The sequence below is a fragment of the Thalassospira sp. Z349TD_5 genome, assembly GCF_056173045.1.
This window is the reverse complement of sequence record NZ_CM149654.1, coordinates 363,384-384,417: the sequence shown is the minus strand read 5'-3', so window position 1 is coordinate 384,417 and position 21,034 is coordinate 363,384. Positions and strand designations below refer to the sequence as shown.

Genomic DNA, 21,034 nt, shown 5'->3' with positions numbered 1-21,034 from the left:
TTCCATATGTTTTCATGTATGATTTCTTGACGGGTCACACCGTCTGCCAAGTCTGCCAAGTCTGCCAAGGGTCTTTGCCCGGATGATCATCGCGCACACCGCAACACAGGACACGAACGCAAGATGGAAATCGAACAGATCATGATCCTGAGCGTCCTTGTCGGGACGGTTGCCCTGTTTTTATGGGGGCGTTGGCGTCATGACATGGTGGCGATGGCATCGTTATTGGCCTGCGTCGTCCTGGGGCTGGTGCCGACCGGCGATGCCTTTGTCGGGTTTGGCCATCCGGCCGTCATTACCGTGGCCTGCATTCTGATCCTGTCATCGGCCCTGCAAAAATCCGGGGCGGTCGATACATTAACCCGAACGGTTCTGCCGCAATCAGCCGGTCCCTTTGTCACCATGGCCGCCCTTAGTCTGCTGGCTGCCATCCTGTCGGCCTTTATGAACAATGTCGGGGCCTTGGCTTTGCTGATGCCAGTGGCGCTTCAAATTGCCCGAAAGCAGAATTTGCCCCCCGGAAAAATCCTGATGCCACTGGCCTTTGGCTCAATCTTGGGCGGCATGACCACCCTGATCGGGACGCCGCCCAACCTGATTGTTTCGGGCTTTCGCGCCGAACTGAACGGCTCGGGCTTTTCGATGTTTGATTTCAGCCCGGTTGGGATTGCGATTGCCGCATCCGGACTGGTGTTTGTCATTCTGCTGGGTCGATTTCTGGTCCCCACCCGCGAACGTGCCGGGGCCGAGGGATTTGAAACCGGCTCTTACCTGACCGAGGCCCGCATCACCGAGGGCAGCAAGGCCATCGGCATGCTGTTGCGCGACATCAACAATGAACTGGAAAAAACCGACGCACAGGTCATTGGGCTGATCCGCAATGAACGCCGTATCCCCGCGCCAAACCCCTTTCGCGAATTGCATCAGAACGACGTTCTTCTGATCGAAACCGAACCCGAAGGCCTCGCCGCTGCCCTTTCCGCTGTTGAGCTTACCCTTGAGGCCGAATGGAACGATGCGCAGGCCAAACTCAAGGCACTGGACAGCGACGAAGAAACCCTTTCCGACACCGAGACGTCCGACAACACAAAAACCGAAACCGCCGATGATACAGAAAACCCCTCTGATGCTGATCAGAATGATGCGCCCAAAGACGCCGATAAAACCGCCCTGCAATCGGATGATATTTCGCTGATTGAACTGGCTGTCCTGCCAAATTCCGCCTTTATCGGCCGGTCTGCGACCGACATACGGCTGCGCAACCGCTATGGCATCAACCTGCTCGCAGTTTCACGCCAGGGCCGCCGTTCGATGGCGCGTTTGCGCACCATGACGATGCAGGCCGGCGACGTTCTTTTGATGCAAGGCCCGCCAGAAGCCATCTATGACTTTGCCAGCCGGCTGGGCTGTGTGCCACTCGCCGAACGGTCCCTGCATCTGGCCGATAAGGCACAGGCGCTTAAAACCACCGTGATCATGGCCATCGCCATCCTGCTGGCCGCCTTTGGCATTCTACCCGCCGCCATTTCCTTTGCCCTTGGCGTTCTGGTCGCATTGCTGGTGCGCGTGGTATCACCCAGAACCCTGTATGATGCTGTGGACTGGCCGGTTGTCGTCCTGCTCGCGGCCCTCATACCCGTGGCCAATGCCATGGAAAGTACCGGCAGTGCCGATCTGATCGCGCGCTTCCTGCTGCAATCGGTGGCACAGGGCAACGCAACCATTGCCGTTGGCCTGATCCTCGTCGTCACCATGACCCTGTCGGACTTCATGAACAATGCCGCCACCGCGGCCGTGATGTGCCCGATTGCGATTGGCAGTGCCGCCCAGCTTGAGGCCAGCTCCGACCCGTTCCTGATGGCGGTCGCGATTGGCGCATCCTGCGCCTTCCTCACCCCGATCGGCCACCAGAACAACACACTCATCCTCGGCCCCGGCGGTTTCCGCTTTGGCGACTACTGGAAACTCGGCCTCCCGATTGAAATCATCGTGGTGGCGGTAGGTGTGCCGATGTTGCTGTGGGTTTGGCCGCTGTAAAGAATGGAATGTTACTTGAACCGCGTTAACACGGTTAGCTTAGGTAATGTTGACAAACTGGATTCCCTAAAGATCTGTAATGTGATTCAAGGTAACTTTTACGGAGGTTTCCTTGGCGCGATTGTTGATGGAAGAAGCGGAATGGGCGTTTTTTGAGCCTTTTCTCTTGGCGATACGTGGGCGTGGTGGCCGTCGAGCTTTAGATCATCGCCGCGTTCTGGACGCCATCTTCTGGATTGCGCGAACTGGTTCGCCGTGGCGGGATCTGCCCGAAGAATTCGGCAAATGGTCCAGTGTCTATCGTCAATTCAGAAGGTGGACGTTGGCGGGACTTTGGGAGTTGATGCTTGAAGCGCTTAATGAAAGTGGCTCCATGCCAGATCAGGTTCAAATGATCGATAGCACTGTGATCCGGGCTCATCACTTGGCCGCAGGCGCAAAAGGGGGACTCAAAAAGAAGGTTTTGGCCGCTCAAAAGGTGGCTTTACGACCAAGATCCACCTCATTGCCAACGCTCACGGACTGCCTGTCAGGGCGGAAATAACCGGCGGAGAAGTTTCTGATTTCAAGGGCTTCGATATTCTAGTGGATACTGACCTGCCGAAAGCCAAGGTTTTTCTGGCTGATAGAGGCTATGACAGCGACCATATTCGTAACGTGATCGATCTGCGGGGCGGCATCCCTGTTATTCCAGGTAAAACCAATCGAAAAGTGCCAATCGAGGTCGATGCTATAACCTATGCTTTGCGAAATCGCGTTGAGCGTTGCTTCAATAAGCTCAAATGCTCACGACGCTTGGCAACCCGGTACGATAAAACCGCAGAAAGCTATCTCGGCTTCATTCACATAAGTTCGGTTCGCTTGTGGCTCAGAAGTTTGTCAACATGACCTAGAGAGCAACAAAGGTTTAAGCGAAGCAACTTTAACATTCTGCCCGAAATTTTTTAGTCAAACGTCACCAGCTGTTGTCTCATTAGAGGGAATAGTTCCTCTTGCGGCATAACCTGCATTGCTTGCGGAACGATCTGATAGCTCACGACATGCTCACCTTGTGCTTTAGCCTGCATATAGGCTCTCACTTGCTCAAGACAAAGCAACCAAAAATCAAGCGCATTGTCTGTGGTCTCACAAATAGCATTGCCCAGACCTGATAACATTGATGCGTAATAAATAGTTCGCTCTGCGGTCATAGCGCTCTCGAGCGCCTGCTGAGCGATCAGATTGTTTCTAGCTCGAGCGTACTCGTTTAGCTCCTGAGTAAACGTCACAGCACGATGAACAAACAATGTTAATGCCGGCATATCTTTGCTTAAAGATGAATACTCCGAAAACGCTGGGGGATGCATAATGGAGGTTTCTGGCAGGGTCATGTAGAAATGAAGCATTGACTCGGAAAGAGTGACCAATTCGGAGACGCGCTTCGCACGTTCTTCACTCGGGGCTTCATGAATCTCATCGGATATTGCCTTTATCGCATCCACCTCCGGCTTCATATCCGCAATGAGATGTATCTTACTATTAGCCAGTGCTTCTATATTTGCACCAGCTGCCATAGTTAGACGATTGAGCGCATCAAGTGCTGATCTCCACTCATTTTTCTCTTGCTTAGAAAGCTGAGAACTCTGTTGCCAGTAGAAAGCTGCGATACCGAAAACGAAACCCATAGCGGAACCGATCATAGTTTGCAGCACACCTAACCAAAAATCGCCCGCCAATTTTCCCACTCCCGCATAGTAGTAGATTTGTTCTACATGGCTTCGTGCTTCAATCTCATATCGAGAACACAGCATGAAGCATGCTTCAGAATACCCAAAGCCGTTTTGTACTTCGCCACTGGTAACTGCAGAATTTCGAATACACTAAATAGCACTATTCGGGTTGGATCTTCTTTTAATTCCAAAGCATTCGAAGGCTGACAATCTGCTAGAAAAAACTGCCGATCACCTGATACCAAAAGCAAAAGGCGGCCCACTGAGCCTGTGTGAAAACAGGCTTCCCAAGCGTTGTCTGATTTGAGAAACTGCCCGGAGGATGAATTTCGGGCAGTTTTTTTATGTCAGGCTTTATCGAAGGAACCAGTCGCGAACAGGGAACACTTTTCCCGGACCGGCTTGATGATCTTGTTGCCGATGACAATGGGGTGCGGGTGATTGATGCCTTTGTCTCGGCCCTTGATCTACAGGCACTGGGTTTTGTCCGGGTGCAGCCAAAGGCGACAGGTCGTCCGGGCTATCATCCTTGCGTTCTTCTGAAATTGTATCTGTATGGCTATCTGAACCGTTTGCGTTCGAGCCGGGGGCTGGAACGCGAATGCCACCGCAATATCGAACTTTTGTGGCTGCTGGACCGTTTGGCCCCTGATTTCAAGACGATTGCCGATTTCCGCCGAACGAACCGGGAGGGGATAGGCCGGGTTTGTCGCAGTCTTGTGCTGTTTCTGCGCGGGGAAGGGCTGATCGCGGGTCAGTGCCTGGCCGTGGACGGATCGAAATTCCAGGCAGATACCAGTCCGCAAAAAGTCTGGACGAAGTCACAGCTTCAAAAGCGGATCGCCGATATTGACCGGCAAATATCGGACTATCTCGCAGAGATGGACGCCATTGACCATAGCCAGAATGCTACGGATGGCCCGTCGGACACCCCGTCGGACGTCCCGGGCGGCACAGGAGGTAAAACAGGTGATGTGCGTGCAACCCTTGCAAAGTTGCGCGCGCAGAAAGCCGATCTGGCCCAGTCGGTGCTTCTGATGGACGAGATGGGACAGACACAGGTGGTTATCGGAGATGGGGATGCCCGGATCATGCGATCAGGCAAAGGCCGGATTGTCGGCTACAATCTTCAGTCTGCGGTCGATGATGCCCACGGGCTGATCGCTCATCATGAAGTGACACAGGCGACATCGGACCAGAATGAATTGCATCGGGTCGCCAAAGCAGCAAAGGACGTGCTTGAGCGCACAAAGATAGATATTCTGGCCGATGCGGGCTATGCCGATGCAGAGCAGATCGCGGCCTGTGACGAAGATGGCATCACCGCTTTTGTTCCCCATCCTCGCTCACGTAACACGCATGGTGATTTCTTTGAAAAGTCCGACTTCGACTGGGATGCAGCCAAGCAGCATTATATCTGTCCGGCAGGAAATGTCCTGTCCTTCGAGAATGCCTCGCGCAAGAACCAGAGCGCCAATTACGTGGCCGATCCGAAGGATTGCGCCGCCTGTGCGCACAAATCCCGTTGCACCAAAGTCAACCGGCGACGGGTCAGCCGCCATTTGCTTGAGGGGCCCCTCGAGCAAACGGCCCAACGCATGGCGGACCATCCCGAGGCGATGACACGACGAAAATCCCTTGTCGAACATCCGTTTGGCATTCTCAAACACATGATGGGAACACCGAGGTTCCTGTGCCGGGGCTTGCCTGCGGTCAAGGCAGAAATGGCCTTATCCGTCACAGCTTTCAATCTCAAGCGCGCCATCAACATCCTCGGGGCAAAAAACATCTTCGAAAGGCTCTTGCTCGCCCCCGTATGAGGAAAACACACACAGTTTATGAAAAACCCCGCTACAGGAGCAGCGGGGTTTTGACACAGGCTCCACTGGACCGCCTTTTGCATTCGCTTATCTCCGAGAGCTTAGCCGCCAAACCCAAGCTTCGGCACCGCAACGCCATTGGCACGGCAGGCCGAAATCAGGGTGTTGTTGAGCAAGCACGCGATGGTCATCGGGCCGACACCGCCCGGCACCGGGGTAATCGCCCCGGCCACCTTGGACGCGGTTGCAAACTCGACATCGCCGACCAGTTTCATTTTGCCAGCATCGCCTTCAACCCGGTTGGTACCAACATCAATCACCGTCGCACCCGGTGCGATCCAGTCGCCCTTGATCATGTTCGGGCGAGCCATCTCGCTGTAATCGTGGAGAACATACGATCAAAGACACCCATTCTGCACCAGCTTACAAAGCGACGATAGATCATCTTATGTGGTCAGCATTCCCGCGAGGCACTACTCCAGCGAATACCGTTGCAAATAACAGGGATGATCCGGAAAACAACCCCAGTCATTAACATGCGAAACCCGGACGCTATGGCAAGCAGGCCTCAATATGTAGCAAGTTAGAACAGAAGAGCTAAAGCGTTTTGCTTTTAATATGGCACATATCCGGCAGCCCTGAAGAAGTTCCAGCATTCAATCTGTTGATAGAGGTCACAGATATTTCCGATTGCAGAGATGAGGTCTCCGTAGGTTCTGGCGCCTATCCGCCGGAGATGAGATTTCAGCTTTGAGAAGGCCAGTTCAATAGGATTGAGGTCGGGACTATAAGGCGGAAGGAAAAGAAACCAACAGCCTTGAGCTTTAAGGGTTGCAGCGGCACGCGGGCTTTTATGAGTACTGAGATTATCGAGAACAACGATGGTTCGCGGTTCGAGCAAGGGAGCAAGTTGAGTTTCAATGTAGGTATCAAATGCTGGACCATTCATCGCACCTTCTATGATCCAGGGCGCAATTAAAGCATCGCTGGTCAAGCCTGCGATAAACGTTTGCGTCCGCCATTTACCGAAGGGAGCCGGGCCATAGAGCCTCTCGCCGACGGGGGATCTGCCGCGCAACCGTGTCAGATTGGTTTTGACCGAGGTTTCGTCAATGAACACCAGTCGGTGCGGTTCATGTCGCATGCGAGGTTGGCGTCCGTTAATCCACAATCGCCTGTCTCTGACAATATCGGCACGTTCGCGCTCAATGGCGATCAGGCCTTTTTTTATATGAATAGTTGGCTCGTTTGAGGGCACGATGGATCGAGGAGAGGTGTACAGAAACGCCTTTATCCTCTCGCAACGCATCTGCCAACTCTTGCAAGGTGATATCTGGTTCGCTCTGAAGCCGCCCTATCATAAACGCCATATGTGCAGCCAGTTTTCCGACTGTACCAGGCATACGACCTTGTGGTTTTGGCCCGATCTTGCCGCCATCTCGAGAAGCAGCAGCAAAACGCACCGCTGTGCTCGGGGACACCCCAAAGACAACCGCCGCCGCCCGTGCCGAATGCCCCTGTTTCACGTAGCTTACAATCCGTTCGCGAAGATCCACTGAATAAGGTTTGCCCATCAAACACCTCCTACTGGAAGTGAATCACATAAAATCAAAAAGGGGAATACCCTCTCTGATTCCTATAAAAGACAAAACGCTTTAAAATAGATCCCCCATAGAGTGCTCGTCAGCAATCAGAGGAAACCACTTTCAACCAAAACGTAGACACAAATTTGACAGGTCCTGCAGCTAACTTTCCAAACACCTACTTATCGAGACTTACTCTGCTCACCGAGCGCAACCGTCCGACTAAACCATAAAGTCTTATTCTCACAAGGAAATGACACGTCTCTTTATTTCAAGGTAATCGACGGATGATCAATTTCAGTTCACGAGCCCAGCTTGCAATATTTTTGCCCCAAAGTAACGTTCCCCTGCAAATGTCCAATGATTATCATCATCATACAAAATACTTTTATCCTCATCGAGAACAGTGCATTCTTTTTTTTGCTTACTGCAGAGTAAAGAATAGAAATCAAAAAACCTTATTCCTTCTTTTTGAGCAGCCTTCTCAAGTAGCATATTCATGTATTTATGGTCGGACCTATCCAAACTATACATTTGTTTATTAATATCAGAAGAACCATTTTTAATAATAAACATAGTAGGCGGATCAAAAGGAAGGCGATTTATTCCAAATAAAATAATTTCAGATTTTTTTGCATGAGCACGATAAAAGGAGACTATGTTAGGTATTCTATCAACTTGGTTATCTCTCTCATCTTTTCCGAGCGCACTGGCAATGATTACAATATCTGCATTTTTTAAAAATTTTGATTTTTTAACAACTGCTTTGCTTGACGCACAACTTTCGCTAATATGCTGTGTATCTATTCCGAGAAATTTACGGGCGAAGGTAGGTTTAAAATAACTTCTAGAAAAGCATTTCTCGTCTAGATACATGTGATGTATATTATAGTTTTCAATACTGTTACTATTTAGTGCTAGAGCATTAAATACATCTCGTGAATGACTATCCCCAACAATTGCTATATTTTTTTTACCATTTATTTCCATATTTTGGTTTAAAACATTTTTCTCTTTATAGTAGGCGTCACTTAACTCTGTATTAGCTTCCATTTCTCTTTTTAGATTTTCTACTTTACTGTTAGAGAAACGCCAGTCCCAGCCGCCTGTTTTATACGCATGGAAAGAAATTCCAGCTAGAAAGACAAATGTAACGCACGTTATGGGGGCAAATTTTTTATAAAAAACATGCTTCTTTTGTCGTCTGAATGGTTTTTCAATACCGTAATACATGCCAATAGCAGAGATCATCGAGAAGACAAAAATCACATAATTCAGATAAGCCACATCACCAAGAGCAAGATAGTTTGCGTATACAAAAATAGGCCAGTGAACTAAGTACAAAGAATAACTTATCAAGCCAATCCCAACGAACAATCGGTTACTTAATATTTTCCCACTAATATTAGGATTATTACTATATATAACCAATGATGCCCCAATAGTGGGAATCAACGCTAAGTACGATGGGATCTCCATTTGAGTGTCAAACATGATCAATGCAGAAATAATAAACGCGATCCCTAATATAAATACAGCTTCCAAAACCCATTTACTTACACGAAATTGTGGAACAAAAACAAGAATCACACCAAGGAAAAACTCGTAAACACGGAATGGTGTGAAATAGAAACTAGATTTACTTTCTGAAAACAAGGATGCCATAATAACTGACAAAAAAAACAAGGTTATTATTGAGATAACTACAAAAAAATCTGCCTTTTCCTTCTTCACAGTCATGCAGCCGATCAATACAGCTGGCCAGATAATATAAAACTGTTCTTCGACCCCCAAAGACCATGTATGAAGGAGAGGTTGAAATTGAGATGAAATGCCAAAATAATCTGAGACGCCGATAAAGAAAAAATTTGATATTGAAAATAGTCCATACAACAATGAACCATTCATCTGTTCATAATGATTGGGTGATAGAATAAAAAAACCAGAAAAAATTGTTGCTACCATAGTAAATAGAAGCGCAGGTAAAAGCCTTCTAGCCCGGCGGATATAAAAAGAACGAAAAGAGAATCTTCCTTCTGATTTTTTCTTATAAATTATAAGAGTTATTAAATACCCACTGATTACAAAGAAAACATCAACCCCAATGAACCCACCACTGAAACCACTGAATCCCAAGTGAAAAAATACGACACTTAGAACAGATAAGGCACGAAGCCCGTCAATATCCGCCCGGTATTCAGGGAAATTTGAAGTCTTCACAGGATTTTCCTATAATCACATTGTTAAAATATTATTAAAAATATAGAGAAAATTGTTTTCTAGCAATAATTTTGTGCTATAGAAGCTAATATTTTAGCGAGCGAGGCACGTTAGAGAGGACATTTTCTCTGAGAAACGGCCCGAAGAACATTCTGATGATTTCAAAATAGCATCCGGATATTTAGCCACGACTAGGCTCAGGACCTATTAATTTGAAAGCATCGAGGTGACGGTCGATTTACCAGTGTTGCAGTAGGTTTTGCTTAGCTATCAAAACCAAGCTTCGGCACCGCAACGCCATTGGCACGGCAGGCCGATATCAGGGTGTTATTGAGCAAGCACGCGATGGTCATCGGGCCGACACCGCCCGGTACCGGGGTGATCGCACCGGCCACCTTGGACGCGGTTGCAAACTCGACATCGCCGACCAGTTTCATTTTGCCCGCATCGCCTTCGATCCGGTTGATGCCAACATCAATCACCGTGGCCCCCGGTGCGATCCAGTCGCCCTTGATCATGTTCGGGCGGCCCACAGCCGCAATCACGATATCGGCCCGGCGGACTTCATCGGGCAAATCGCGGGTGCGCGAATGGGCAATGGTGACGGTGCAGCTTTCTTTAAGCAACAGTTGCGCCATTGGTTTGCCGACGATGTTTGACCGTCCGACAACCACGGCGCGTTTGCCCGACAGATCGCCCAGCGTGTCTTTGAGCAACATCAGGCAGCCATACGGCGTGCAGGGCGCAAAACCTTCGCCGCCCGTTGCCAGCGCCCCGGCATTGACCACATGAAACCCATCCACATCCTTGGCCGGATCGATGGCGGCCAAAATGGCCTGCTCGTCAATATGATCAGGAACCGGCAACTGACACAGGATGCCATGCACATTCGGATCGGCATTCAGTTTGGCAATCAGCGCCAGAAGATCTGCCTGCGGGGTATCGGGGGACAGTTTGTGTTCATAGGAATTCATGCCGCATTCAAGGGTCTGTTTGCCCTTGTTGCGCACATAGACCTGACTGGCCGGGTCTTCACCAACCAGAATCACGGCCAGACCGGGGGTAACGCCGTGATCGGCTTTCAGCTTGGTTACTTCGGAAGTAATGTCTTCGCGCAGTTTGGCTGCGAAGGCTTTGCCGTCGATGATTTTTGCGTCACTCATCTGTCTGTCCGCCCCGTAAGTTGGGATATTTGCACCATCAGCTCGTCGGGATCGCCGTCTATCCGCAGCTTTTTGTTACGATCAGTCAGCCCGGAGACGATCCTGATCGAGGACTTAGGACATTTGGCCGCTTTTGCCAAAAGTTTTATCAGCGCCTGATTGGCTTTGCCGTTTTCCGGCACGGCGGTCACTGACACCCTAAGCTGCATTTGTCCGCTGGCGTCGGCCACCACATCACCAATCGCGTTGCGCGATGCCTTGGGTGTCAAACGGACAAACAGACTTATCCCTGTTTGATCAGAACCTATCACGCAGACAGCATCAGACATTGTCTAAATGAGACGAATGAATAGGCGAAATGAGACATCAATAGCCGACAAGCGCCATCCGGACATCGGTCTGGATCAGCATATTGGCAAATTGCAGCACCAAAATCAGGATGATCGGCGAAATATCAATACCGCCAAGATCGGGAATGATGCGCCGGATCGGCCGCAATGCGGGCTCGGTCACCCGGTACAGGAAATCACCGACCATATAGACAAACTTGTTGCTGGTATTGATCACATTAAACGCGACAAGCCACGACAGAATTGCCGACCCGATCAGCATGAAAATGTAGATACCCACAACCGTATCAATAAGCCAAAAAATCGCCAGCATTGCTGCTCCTTACCTGCCGCCGGGGGTGATGTGCAAAATCGGCCCCGAAATTATGTTTTTACGCAGCAAAACCTAGTCGGCAATGCCCCACAACGCAAGCGCAGAGCATTGATTTAACCGCCTATTGAGCCGATTTTGCCCGGTTTGTGATCGCAATCACGATGCGGCACACCCCAAATTTCCGCCTCACCCTATTCCTCATACTATTTAAAACGCCCAAATCGAGACCTGTGCATACATAAAACTGTCAGGAGATGTCAGTCTGCCTGTGATCATTCCTTGCCCATGCCGTCACTTCGCGCCACAACAGATCACTGGATCATCGGGAAAGGCAAAACATGACCAACAGCGTGCAAAACAGCGAAAAAAAACGATGCGGCTGGGCGCTAAGCCATGCCGATAAACCGTTTTACGTCGAATATCACGACGCCGAATGGGGTGTGCCCGTGCATGACGACCGGCTGTTTTTTGAAATGCTGATCCTTGAAGGGGCGCAGGCCGGGTTAAGCTGGCTGACCATTTTGGCCCGGCGTGAAACATATCGGGCCGCATTCGATGATTTCGATGTCCATAAGATCGCGGTTTATGACGCGGCGAAGCAAGAAGCCCTTTTGGCCGATCCGGGGATTATTCGAAATAAATTAAAAATAGCCGCGACTATTCAAAATGCGCGAATATTCATCGCCATCCAGAAAGAGTTCGGCAGCTTCGATTCCTACGTCTGGAATTTCGTCGGTGGCACCCCGATCATCAACCATTGGCCGACCATGGGCGACGTTCCAGTCTCCACCGATCTCAGCGACGCACTGTCCAAAGACCTTAAAAAACGCGGCATGAAATTCGTCGGCACCACCATCATCTATGCATTCCTGCAAGCCACCGGCCTTGTCATGGACCATACAGTTGACTGTTACCGGCACAAAGAACTGGTAAAATAGTCCTCTGTTCGGATGTCCCAAGGCCTGCTATAGCCTTGGTATGACAACGGTAATGCACATCATCAATGAACTTGATGCCGGGGGCGCAGAACGCGTTCTTACCCGGATTGCCTGCCATAATGTCCAAACAGGCGGCCCCAAACAAATCGTCGTCTCGCTGATGGGTGAAGGCGTTTATGGCACGGATTTGCGTGCCAACGGGATTGATCTGCACTGCCTTGGCATGACGTCAGGTCTGCGTGACCTACCCGGGGCAATCGTCAAACTTTCTGGCCTGATGCGCCGCGAAAAACCCGACGCCATCATGTCCTGGCTGTATCATTCCGACTTCATCAGTACGCTTGCGGCCATGCTTTCAGGACGCGGCACCAAACGGCTGGCATGGAATATCCGTTGCGCAGAAATGGACCTTGCGCAATATGGCCGGTCAACCCAAATTGTGCTGACGCTTTTGGCAAGGCTTTCGAGGTTTCCAGCCATTGTGGCCGCTAACTCCCATGCCGGGCAGCGTCATCATATTACATGTGGATATCACCCAAAAAAGTGGGCGTTTCTGCCCAACGGGTTTGATATCGATGAATGGCAACCCGACCCGGATGCAAAAACACGGCTGTGTAAAGAACTTGGCATCGCGCCGAGCAAACACGTGGTTGGCATGGTCGCACGCAAGGACCCGGCAAAGGATCATGCTACGCTGTTTGAGGCCATAAAGCATGTCCGCGAACAGGGACATGATATTCATCTGGTTCTTGTCGGTGGGGAGACTGAAACCCTGACTGTCCCGACCGACCTCAACGACCATGTAACCGCCCTTGGCTTGCGCCGCGATGTGGCCCAACTCGTGCCTGCATTTAACATCGCGGTTTTGTCATCAAGCTTTGGCGAAGGGTTTCCAAATGTCATTGGCGAAGCCATGGCATGTGGTGTGCCCGCCATTGGCAATGATGTCGGCGATGTGGCCGCCATTCTGGGCGGCACAGGCAAAACTGTTCCGTTGCATGCGCCCGAAAAACTCGCCACTGCGATTGTCGAGCTGCTGTCAGAAGACAGCGACAGCAAAACCTTCCGCAAGGCCACAACGCGCCAGCGCATTATCGATCATTACAGCCTTGCCGCGATGAACGAGCGTTACCTTGCCCTTTGGGATGGATTGGCAGGAAAGCGCGACTTGCCGGATTTTGATTTTCCAGAATAATCAGGCCATCTTGGTTGAGCCGCGTACCAGAAGGCCGGTTTCGAGGATGATGGTGCGACCGGTGTCTTCGCCAAGGGCCATTTCAGCGGCCAAGCGGCCCTTTTCGACCGAATCCTGACGTACTGATGACAATGGCGGGTCGGTGCGTTCACCGGCCACAATGCCGTCAATTCCGATGACTTTAAGGTCATCAGGTACCTTGCGGCCCAACTCGCGCGCAGCATCCAGCGCACCAATCGCAATCACATCGGACATGGCGAGAATACCGTCGATTTCAGGATGCTGAACCAGCATCTCAACCGTCATTTTGGCACTGTGTTCGGAATGGTTGTCACATTCGACATGGATGATGTCGGTCGGGACAATGCCCGCCGAGTGCAGGGCATCGTGATAGCCCGCCATCCGTTCACGCACGACACGGTGGCTTGCCGCACCGACACGGTTGGCATTCATCGGGCCGAAATGATCATGTTCGGTTGCCTGTAACGACAGAATGGCAAATTTGCGCGCCCCGCAATCGAGTAAATGGGTGGCAGCCGTTTTCGCCGCCGCATGATCGTCAAGCAATACGGTCCCCGCCGCACCGGCTATGTCGGTATCAATGCTGATCAGCGGCTGGTTGCGGCGCTGGATGGCGGAAATGATGTCGTTATTGTCCGAATAGCAATGCACCAAAAAGGCATCGACCGCGGCATTATTCACCGCGGCAATCGCCTGCTGCGGGTTTTCGGCCGAAATGATCATGACATTGATGCCATGGCGCGCACATTCGCGCCCGATCCCACGTAGCAGCTCAATCGCCACCGGATCGGAAAAGGCATATTCAAGATTATCGGGAAACACAACGCCAAGCGCCCCGGCCTTCCCCGTGCGCAACATCCGCGCCATGACATGCGGCCCGCGATAGCCAAGATCCTTGGCCGCAGCAAAAATGCGGTCGCGGACTTCGCTGCGGACAAGATCAGGTTTGCCAAACGCATTGGACGCCGTTCCTTGCGAAACCCCGGCCGCCTTGGCGACATCCAGAAGTTTTACGCGTTTTGCAGCCATTGCGTTTTGCTCTCCCAGTCCCTGCGTTTTTAAACTGCCCCGCCCAACGGCAACGACGGCAGATGTTTTTTCCTTAAAACCACTATAGCCAGAAGCGTCACTGTCTTGCCACAAGACATTGACGTTACAGAAAACCGCCCTTGGTTTTAACGGCTTTCGGGGCTGGTATTGCGGAAGGTCAGATTAATCCGTGGCCCAACCTGTTTGGCGGTTTTGGGCAGTTGATGCAGCCAGCAATGCTGGGTTTCGCCGCCCATGATCAGGGCTGAATTATGAGGCAGATCAATGCTGATGCGATCCCCGGTTTTCTTGTGACGCAGATGAAAACGGCGTTCCTCGCCAAAGGACAGGCTGGCGATTACCGGGTTCTGGCCCAGAACATCTTCGTCATCGGCATGCCAGGATACACTGTCGCGGCCATCGCGATACTGGTTGAGCAGCACCGTGTTAAAGGCCGTACCGGCAAGGTTTTCGGCCAGATCACGCAACGGGGCGACCTTTGCTGGAAAAGGGGATGCCGGGTGATACACACCGCTGTAACGATAGGCGACTTCGCCAAACCAAGCGGTCAGGCGTGGAACGGGGATTTCCTTACCAGCCATCCGGGCGGTTTCCTGTTGCCAGACAATTCCGCTGAGCAGCCGGTCAAAGGTCCGGTCGGCATCGTCATCAGGCATAATGCCGCGCAACAGCAAAACCTGCCCGTCAAAGGGTAGCAGATTGCGTGGTGGCTCGTTGGCAAACAGATCGCCGGTCATGATCATCCCCGGAAGTCATTCTGACAAACACCTAGGACGAACGTGGGTGAAACTCAAGACACAGTTCACTGATATAGTCGTTTCCACAGTGACTTGGCACACATCAGTTCAGACCCTAGCCGTTCACCAGATCTATCCCTTCCTGATCGGCATACCGTTCGACATCCTCAACGCTTAGGCCAACCGCGCTATAAAGATTGATGGTTTCAAGTTCGAGGTCGGTTTCCGCATCCGCAAGAGATTGCTGTGACGTTGTCAGGCTGCGTTGAGAATCAAGCACATCAAGAAAGTTCGAAAGCCCCTGAACGTAGCGTACCCGCGATTGTTCAAACGCATCGCTGTGATAGCGCACCGATGCAATCAGCGAATCACGTTGCTGCACGGCACCGACATAACCGTAAATCGCACTTTCGACTTCTTCAATCGCGGCCAACAGCGTCTTGCGATAGGTCAGAAAGGCCTGCTCGGCTTCTTCTTCGGCCACGGTTATGTTGGATCGGCGCAGCCCACCATCATAGAGCGTCGCATCAATCAGTGCGCCAATGGCTGCCATTGCAGTGCGTATAATCGGACCGGTGCCATACCCCGTCACGCCAAAGGCCAAAGAGCCATCGAGTGAGAGTTCAGGATAAAGGGTCGCGGTTTCGACCCCGATTTGCGCCGTGGCGGAAATCAAGGCCAGTTCGGCAGCACGCACATCGGGACGGCGGCGCAAAAGATCGGCTGGAATACCAATCGGCGGTGCACTTTGAAATTCCGGCAAGGGTGACACATCAAGCAACACATCACGATGGGTTCCCGGCTGCGCACCAACCAGAATGGAAATTGCATTGATTGACCGGTCTATGTCGGTTTGAAGAGCGGGCAAACTTGATTCTATATCGGACACTTCGGCACGCGCACGCGATAGATCAAGTTCGGACGCAAGACCGGTTTGCTGGCGGACCTGTACGATGTTGCTGGTCTGGCGTTGCAGATCAAGTGAGCTTCGCAACAGTTCCTGACGTTTTTGAGATCCGCGCAGTTCGATATAGTTGCGGATAATATCGCCGATCATCACGCGATAGACATCCTCGCGCAAATAAACCTGTTCAAGATAATCGGCCTCGGCAGCCTGTTCTTCGCGGGCTTCGCCACCCCAAACATCCGCCGTCCAGGAAAGGTCAATCCCCGCCCCGTATCCAAGATCATCAACCCGATTGCCATCTATCCGGCTGGACGTTCTGCGTTCAGCCGATCCATCGACGCTGGCACCGACTTCAAGACCATTTTCCCCGCGCACACCACGCGCGGTTGCTGCCGCTGCACGAATGCGGCTGATCGCGATCTTAAGATCAATATTGTTGGTGATACCTTCTTTGATCAGGGCATCCAAAACCGGATCGGTTGTGGTTTCCCACCAGCGGGCCTGATCGGCAGGGTTATTGGCGATAACCGGAATTTCCGGGGTATAGGCAGCGATCAGATCAAATTTCGGTGCGGCATAATCTGGCCCCACCGATTGGCACCCGGCCAACCCGATCAACATGACAGCGCAAGAAAGTGCCGAAAGTCGTTTCACCTGCATGTTATTTCGCACTTCCCTGAATCTTGCTGTCGTCCATTTCGCCGGTATCAGGAATGGCTTCGGCCGCACGCAACTGACTTTGCAACTTAAGCCCACCGTCCGCACGCGCGGAGACCAGTGGTGCCAGCAGCAGATATAGAACCGGGGTCAGAAACAGCGTAAAGACCGTGGCAAACCCAAGCCCGCCGAACACAACCCAGCCAATTGCCGCCCGGGCCTCGGCCCCAGCCCCCGACCCCAGCACCAGTGGCAACCCGCCAAGAACTGTTGAAATCATTGTCATCATGATTGGCCGCAACCGTACCATGGCCGCATCATGCACAGCATCACGGACCGATTTCCCGGAATCGCGGAGCTGATCGGCAAATTCGACAACCAGAATACCGTTTTTGGCCATCAGGCCGACCAGCATCACAAGCCCGATCTGGCTGTAAATATTGATTGATGTTCCACTTAAGCCCAACGCAAAGATCGCGGCGGCCAGACCAAATGGAACTGTCAGGACAACCACCAAAGCGGACATGAAACTTTCAAACTGGGCAGCAAGCACCAGCAACACCACCAGCACAGCAATCAGGAAAGTCAGCTGTACATCATTGTTGGTTTCGCCAAGGGTCGCAGCATCGCCGGTCATCAACACCCCGATCCCGGGGGAGAGAACCTTGTCGGCGGCTACGTTCACATCATCGACCGCCTGTTGCAAGGTATAGCCGGGTGCAAGATTGGCCGAGACCATCACAGCGCGCTGCTGACCTTCGCGTTCGAGCTCCGATGCGACCGCTTCTTCGCTTAAACTGATCACGGACGATAGCGGCAATACCCGTCCGTCCGTCCCGGTTACAAACAGATTTTCAAGATCGGACGGATCGTTGATGCTGCCAAGGCTTGAACGCAGCTTAACCGGAACGTTCTGGTCATCGACGTTGATTTCGGTAACTTCATATCCCTCGATCATCGTGCGCAGCGTCACATTGAGGCTTTCAACCGGAATGCCAAGGTCAAATGCCCGCTCGCGGTCGATATTGACCAGAAGCTGTGGCTGGGTCGTCTGATAGGAGATCCGTATCCCCAGCAAGTTGGGATAGTTTTCCTCGAATTCGCGCTGCATGTCGCGCGCCTGTGCGGCAAGCACGCGATAGCTGGTTCCGGTCAGGGCAAATTCCAGCCCCTCGCCACTGCCGCCGCGCAGACCAAGGCTGTTGGGCTGATAGACAAAGGCCTGCACACCGGGAAGAGCATTAAGCTGATCCTGGATTGTGGCGGTAATGTCCTGCTGGCTGCGGTCGCGTTCATCCCACGGAACCAATGGCGCAATGACCAAGGCCCGATTGGGGTCCCACAACCCAACAATGGTGTAAATATTATAGGCATCCCCGGACTCAACGACCGGACGCAAAATACTTTCAACCGTCTCAACCTGACGGTCCATGTAATCAATGCCGACCCCGTCGGGCCCGCGCAGCGATACAAGAATACGCCCACGGTCTTCGTCGGGCAGCAATTCCTTGGTGACGCTGTTGTAGACACCAAATGCCATTGTCCCGACAAGAATACAGCCGATCAGCGTGATATAGGGAAACCGCAAAACCCATTCGAGAATGCTTTTGTAAATATCGGCAAAGAAATAACCGACCCTTTCCAGCATATTGGGTTTGGCATTCGCATCCCCGTCATGCGGATCAATATGTTTCAGACGCGACGCCAGCATGGGACACAGGGTCAAGGCGACAAAAGAAGACACCGCCACCGAAAATGCCAACACAAAGCCAAATTCCCGGAACAGACTTCCGGCGGTACTTGGCAGGAAGGAAATCGGCAGGAAAACCGAGATCAGGGTCAATGTGGTGGCAATCACCGCAAAGAACACCTGACGTGAGCCAAGAACAGCCGCCGCCATCGACCCCAGCCCCTGATGTCGGCGGCGTTGAATGTTTTCAAGCACCACAATCGCATCATCCACAATCATGCCGGTGGCCAGAACAAGGGCCAGCAAGGTCAGGATATTGATCGAAAAGCCCATCGCCCAGATGGCCGCAACCGTGCCAATTAGCGCGATTGGAATGGTCACCGTCGGGATCAGGGTTGCGGTAAAGGAGCGCAAAAACAGATACAGCACCCCAATCACAATCACGATGGCAAGGGCGAGACTGTAGACCACCTCGCTTAAGGCACCTTCGATAAACACCGCATCATCAGAATTCACGAAGACATCGACATCATCATATTGCGCGTTCAGTTTTTCTGCTGCTTCGCGGATACCGTTTGAAATTGCGATGGTGTTTGATTGCGCCTGACGGGTGACACCCAGACCGATAACGGTGCGTCCATCAAGTCGGACATAGGAGGTCGCATCATCCGGGCCGTAATAGACATCGGCAACATCACCAAGCCGGATGCTGTCGCGGACCATCATCTGGTTCAGGCGCCCAACTTCCCAGACAGAGGCGTCGGCGCGGACAAACAGCTTTTGATCATTTGATTCAAAACTGCCCGCTGGAATATCGAACTGTGCCGTTTCCAAAACATCGGCCACGTCCTGAACCGACAGGCCATAGCTTGCCAGACGCAGTGGATCGACCCGGACATGAAGGACACGTTCACGGTCACCATTTATCGAAATTTCGGCAACGCCGGGGACGGCCAGCAAAGCAGGCTCAATCTGGTCTTCAACGATATTGGCGAGTTCTTCCTCGGTCAGACTTTTGCTGACCACGGCAAGGCGCATGATGGCACTGGCATCGGCGTCGGCCTTGACCACGCGAACGTCTTCGACGTTATCAGGCAGGCTGCGTGAAGCGCGACTGACGGCTTCGCGGATGTCATTGGCCGCATCATTGACCTCAACATCAGGATAGAACCGCACACGGACGCGCGCGCTGCCTTCTTCACTGTTGGAGCTGATTTCCTTAACACCGCTGACCCGTGATGCGGCAGCTTCGAGGATGCCGGTGACTTCCGAGTCCACCGTTTCGGGGGATGCCCCGTCATATGTGGCATAGACGGTTACAGTTGGTTGATCGACATTTGGCAGTTCACGGATTTCAACACCCAGCATGGCGGCAAGTCCGGCCAGAATGATCAACATCGCCGCGACGATGATTAAAACCGGGCGCCGGATGCTGAGCGACGCAAGATCATTATGGTTTTGATTGCCGGTTTCCATCGTCATGGTCAGGAACCTTCACCAATGCCATCGCGGGTGGCAACACCCGTATCGTTGTTGTCGCGGATGACAGTCGCAACCTTGCGACCGGGACGCAGGCGAAGGACACCTTCGACAACGATCAGATCGCCTTTTTCGATATCGCCATCCACAAGGATGCGCCCACTGGTCCGTTTGACAACGCGGACGGGTACGCGCGACACCGCATCATCCTTGATCCGCCAGATATAGGTTCCCTCGTCCCCCCAAAGGACCGAGATTTCGGGCACGGACGGGTATCTTTTGCCTTCGATATCGACATAAACCGCAAACGACATCCCGGCCAAAAGACGACCTTTTGGGTTGGGCACGCGGGCACGGACACTAAACGTCCGGCTGACCGGGTCAATGCGGCTGCCGATGGACTCAACCGTTCCTTCGAACAGCTCGCCCGGCAGGCTCCATGTTTCAACCCGGACCTTTTGGCCCGGCCTTACATTGTCAAACCGCGTTTCGGCGACTTCGAAATCAACCAGAATGCTTTCGATGTTATCAAGGGTGACGATCACGGTTGAACTGTCAACGCGGTCGCCTGCCTCAATTTCAGAAATACCGACGATGCCGTCAAACGGGGCCAAAATGGTGCGATCAGCCAGATTGACTTCGGCCTGATCGAGTTGAATTTTGGCTTCGGCCAATGCAGTGCGCGCCGTATCGACCTCGCTGTCGGCGACAGCCCCAAGGGGGCGGGCCTGTTCGTAACGGCCAAGAAGCTGCTGGGCATCTTTTACCTGTACGGCGGCAAGATTGCGCGCAAGGCGTTCGCGATCCGAATCAAGGATGACAAGAACCTGATCCTTGGTCACTTTATCACCAGCGCGAAACAGAACGTCTGACACTTCGCCCGACACCGCAGGATAGATCGTCACACCCAGTGCTGATTTGCCTGTTCCGACGGCCTGAACAACGGTTGTTTCATCCATCAGACTGGCATATTCGGCAATCACCGGAAGGCCGCGATCCCCGCCTTTTTCGCGCGCCTGCGGGGCTTGCTCACCGGGGGTGACAAGCGCCATGATGTCGTCTTTGGCAAAAATATATGCAGTTGCTGCCATCGCGATGATTGCCACACCTGCGATCAGAAGCGTTGTCTTACGCGTCATCACATCCATACTTCCAAGTCGGGGCA

Annotated in this window: 15 protein-coding genes and 2 pseudogenes; 5 read left to right on the top strand and 12 right to left on the bottom strand. The window is 52.3% G+C overall.

Features of this window, described 5'->3' with window-relative positions:
- The first annotated feature begins 123 nt into the window (after positions 1–123).
- Together AC0VXT_RS01755 and AC0VXT_RS01750 are read left to right on the top strand one after the other, a co-directional pair.
- Positions 124–2,037 (top strand): SLC13 family permease, encoded by a 1,914-nt coding sequence (locus tag AC0VXT_RS01755; RefSeq protein ID WP_475547256.1) that lies wholly within the window; start codon positions 124–126, stop codon positions 2,035–2,037.
- Positions 2,038–2,164: 127 nt separating this feature from the next.
- Positions 2,165–2,925, top strand: a pseudogene (locus tag AC0VXT_RS01750) (IS5 family transposase).
- A 56-nt stretch (positions 2,926–2,981) separates the two neighbouring features.
- Here the strand turns inward: AC0VXT_RS01750 and AC0VXT_RS01745 are convergent.
- Complete coding sequence (locus AC0VXT_RS01745) at positions 2,982–3,752, bottom strand: hypothetical protein (RefSeq protein WP_475547255.1); 771 nt, start codon at positions 3,750–3,752, stop codon at positions 2,982–2,984.
- 338 nt (positions 3,753–4,090) lie between these two features.
- On the opposite strand from AC0VXT_RS01745, the gene AC0VXT_RS01740 reads away from it, so the two are divergent.
- Positions 4,091–5,566 carry an IS1182 family transposase gene (locus AC0VXT_RS01740; protein WP_475547254.1) on the top strand — a complete coding sequence of 492 codons (1,476 nt, stop codon included), beginning with the start codon at positions 4,091–4,093 and terminating at the stop codon, positions 5,564–5,566.
- 101 nt (positions 5,567–5,667) lie between these two features.
- Here AC0VXT_RS01740 and AC0VXT_RS01735 read toward each other — a convergent pair.
- The 6 genes and pseudogenes from AC0VXT_RS01735 to AC0VXT_RS01710 form a co-directional block, all read right to left on the bottom strand.
- A pseudogene (locus tag AC0VXT_RS01735) lies at positions 5,668–5,937 on the bottom strand (bifunctional methylenetetrahydrofolate dehydrogenase/methenyltetrahydrofolate cyclohydrolase); the annotation flags it as partial.
- A gap of 242 nt (positions 5,938–6,179) precedes the next feature.
- Positions 6,180–7,140 (bottom strand): IS630 family transposase gene (locus AC0VXT_RS01730; RefSeq protein WP_475545441.1). Its coding sequence is split into 2 segments (ribosomal slippage): positions 6,180–6,794 and positions 6,796–7,140, totalling 960 coding nucleotides; the frame shifts between segments, so codons are not numbered across the junction.
- Between the two features lie 306 nt (positions 7,141–7,446).
- Positions 7,447–9,369: an acyltransferase family protein gene (locus AC0VXT_RS01725; protein ID WP_475547253.1), complete on the bottom strand. Its 1,923-nt coding sequence runs from the start codon at positions 9,367–9,369 to the stop codon at positions 7,447–7,449.
- A gap of 263 nt (positions 9,370–9,632) precedes the next feature.
- Positions 9,633–10,532 carry a bifunctional methylenetetrahydrofolate dehydrogenase/methenyltetrahydrofolate cyclohydrolase FolD gene (folD, locus tag AC0VXT_RS01720; protein ID WP_430471311.1) on the bottom strand — a complete coding sequence of 300 codons (900 nt, stop codon included), beginning with the start codon at positions 10,530–10,532 and terminating at the stop codon, positions 9,633–9,635.
- Positions 10,529–10,861, bottom strand: a complete 333-nt coding sequence (locus tag AC0VXT_RS01715; protein ID WP_101303144.1) for a DUF167 family protein — start codon at positions 10,859–10,861, stop codon at positions 10,529–10,531. The genes folD and AC0VXT_RS01715 overlap by 4 nt, the downstream gene beginning before the upstream one ends.
- A 37-nt stretch (positions 10,862–10,898) precedes the next feature.
- On the bottom strand, positions 10,899–11,195 hold the full coding sequence (locus AC0VXT_RS01710) for a YggT family protein (protein WP_022731678.1): 297 nt from the start codon (positions 11,193–11,195) through the stop codon (positions 10,899–10,901).
- Positions 11,196–11,533: 338 nt separating this feature from the next.
- On the opposite strand from AC0VXT_RS01710, the gene AC0VXT_RS01705 reads away from it, so the two are divergent.
- Entirely contained in the window at positions 11,534–12,133 is a 600-nt protein-coding gene (locus AC0VXT_RS01705) for a DNA-3-methyladenine glycosylase I (protein ID WP_475547252.1), read from the top strand.
- Positions 12,134–12,185: 52 nt separating this feature from the next.
- A complete protein-coding gene (locus AC0VXT_RS01700) occupies positions 12,186–13,328 on the top strand; it encodes a glycosyltransferase (protein WP_475547251.1) in 1,143 nt (380 codons plus the stop codon).
- Here the strand turns inward: AC0VXT_RS01700 and AC0VXT_RS01695 are convergent, their stop codons facing one another.
- From AC0VXT_RS01695 to AC0VXT_RS01675, 5 genes are all read right to left on the bottom strand, one after another.
- Positions 13,329–14,378, bottom strand: coding sequence for a LacI family DNA-binding transcriptional regulator (locus tag AC0VXT_RS01695; RefSeq protein WP_475547250.1), 1,050 nt, complete (start codon positions 14,376–14,378; stop codon positions 13,329–13,331).
- 146 nt (positions 14,379–14,524) lie between these two features.
- The gene (locus tag AC0VXT_RS01690) at positions 14,525–15,136 is read right to left on the bottom strand and encodes an alpha-ketoglutarate-dependent dioxygenase AlkB family protein (RefSeq protein WP_475547249.1); all 612 of its coding nucleotides are present in this window, start codon (positions 15,134–15,136) and stop codon (positions 14,525–14,527) included.
- Positions 15,137–15,251: 115 nt separating this feature from the next.
- A complete protein-coding gene (locus AC0VXT_RS01685; protein WP_475547248.1) occupies positions 15,252–16,703 on the bottom strand; it encodes an efflux transporter outer membrane subunit in 1,452 nt (483 codons plus the stop codon).
- A 1-nt stretch (position 16,704) separates the two neighbouring features.
- Positions 16,705–19,872 carry an efflux RND transporter permease subunit gene (locus tag AC0VXT_RS01680; protein ID WP_475547247.1) on the bottom strand — a complete coding sequence of 1,056 codons (3,168 nt, stop codon included), beginning with the start codon at positions 19,870–19,872 and terminating at the stop codon, positions 16,705–16,707.
- 2 nt (positions 19,873–19,874) lie between these two features.
- On the bottom strand, positions 19,875–21,008 hold the full coding sequence (locus AC0VXT_RS01675; RefSeq protein WP_475547246.1) for an efflux RND transporter periplasmic adaptor subunit: 1,134 nt from the start codon (positions 21,006–21,008) through the stop codon (positions 19,875–19,877).
- Between the last annotated feature and the right edge of the window lie 26 nt (positions 21,009–21,034).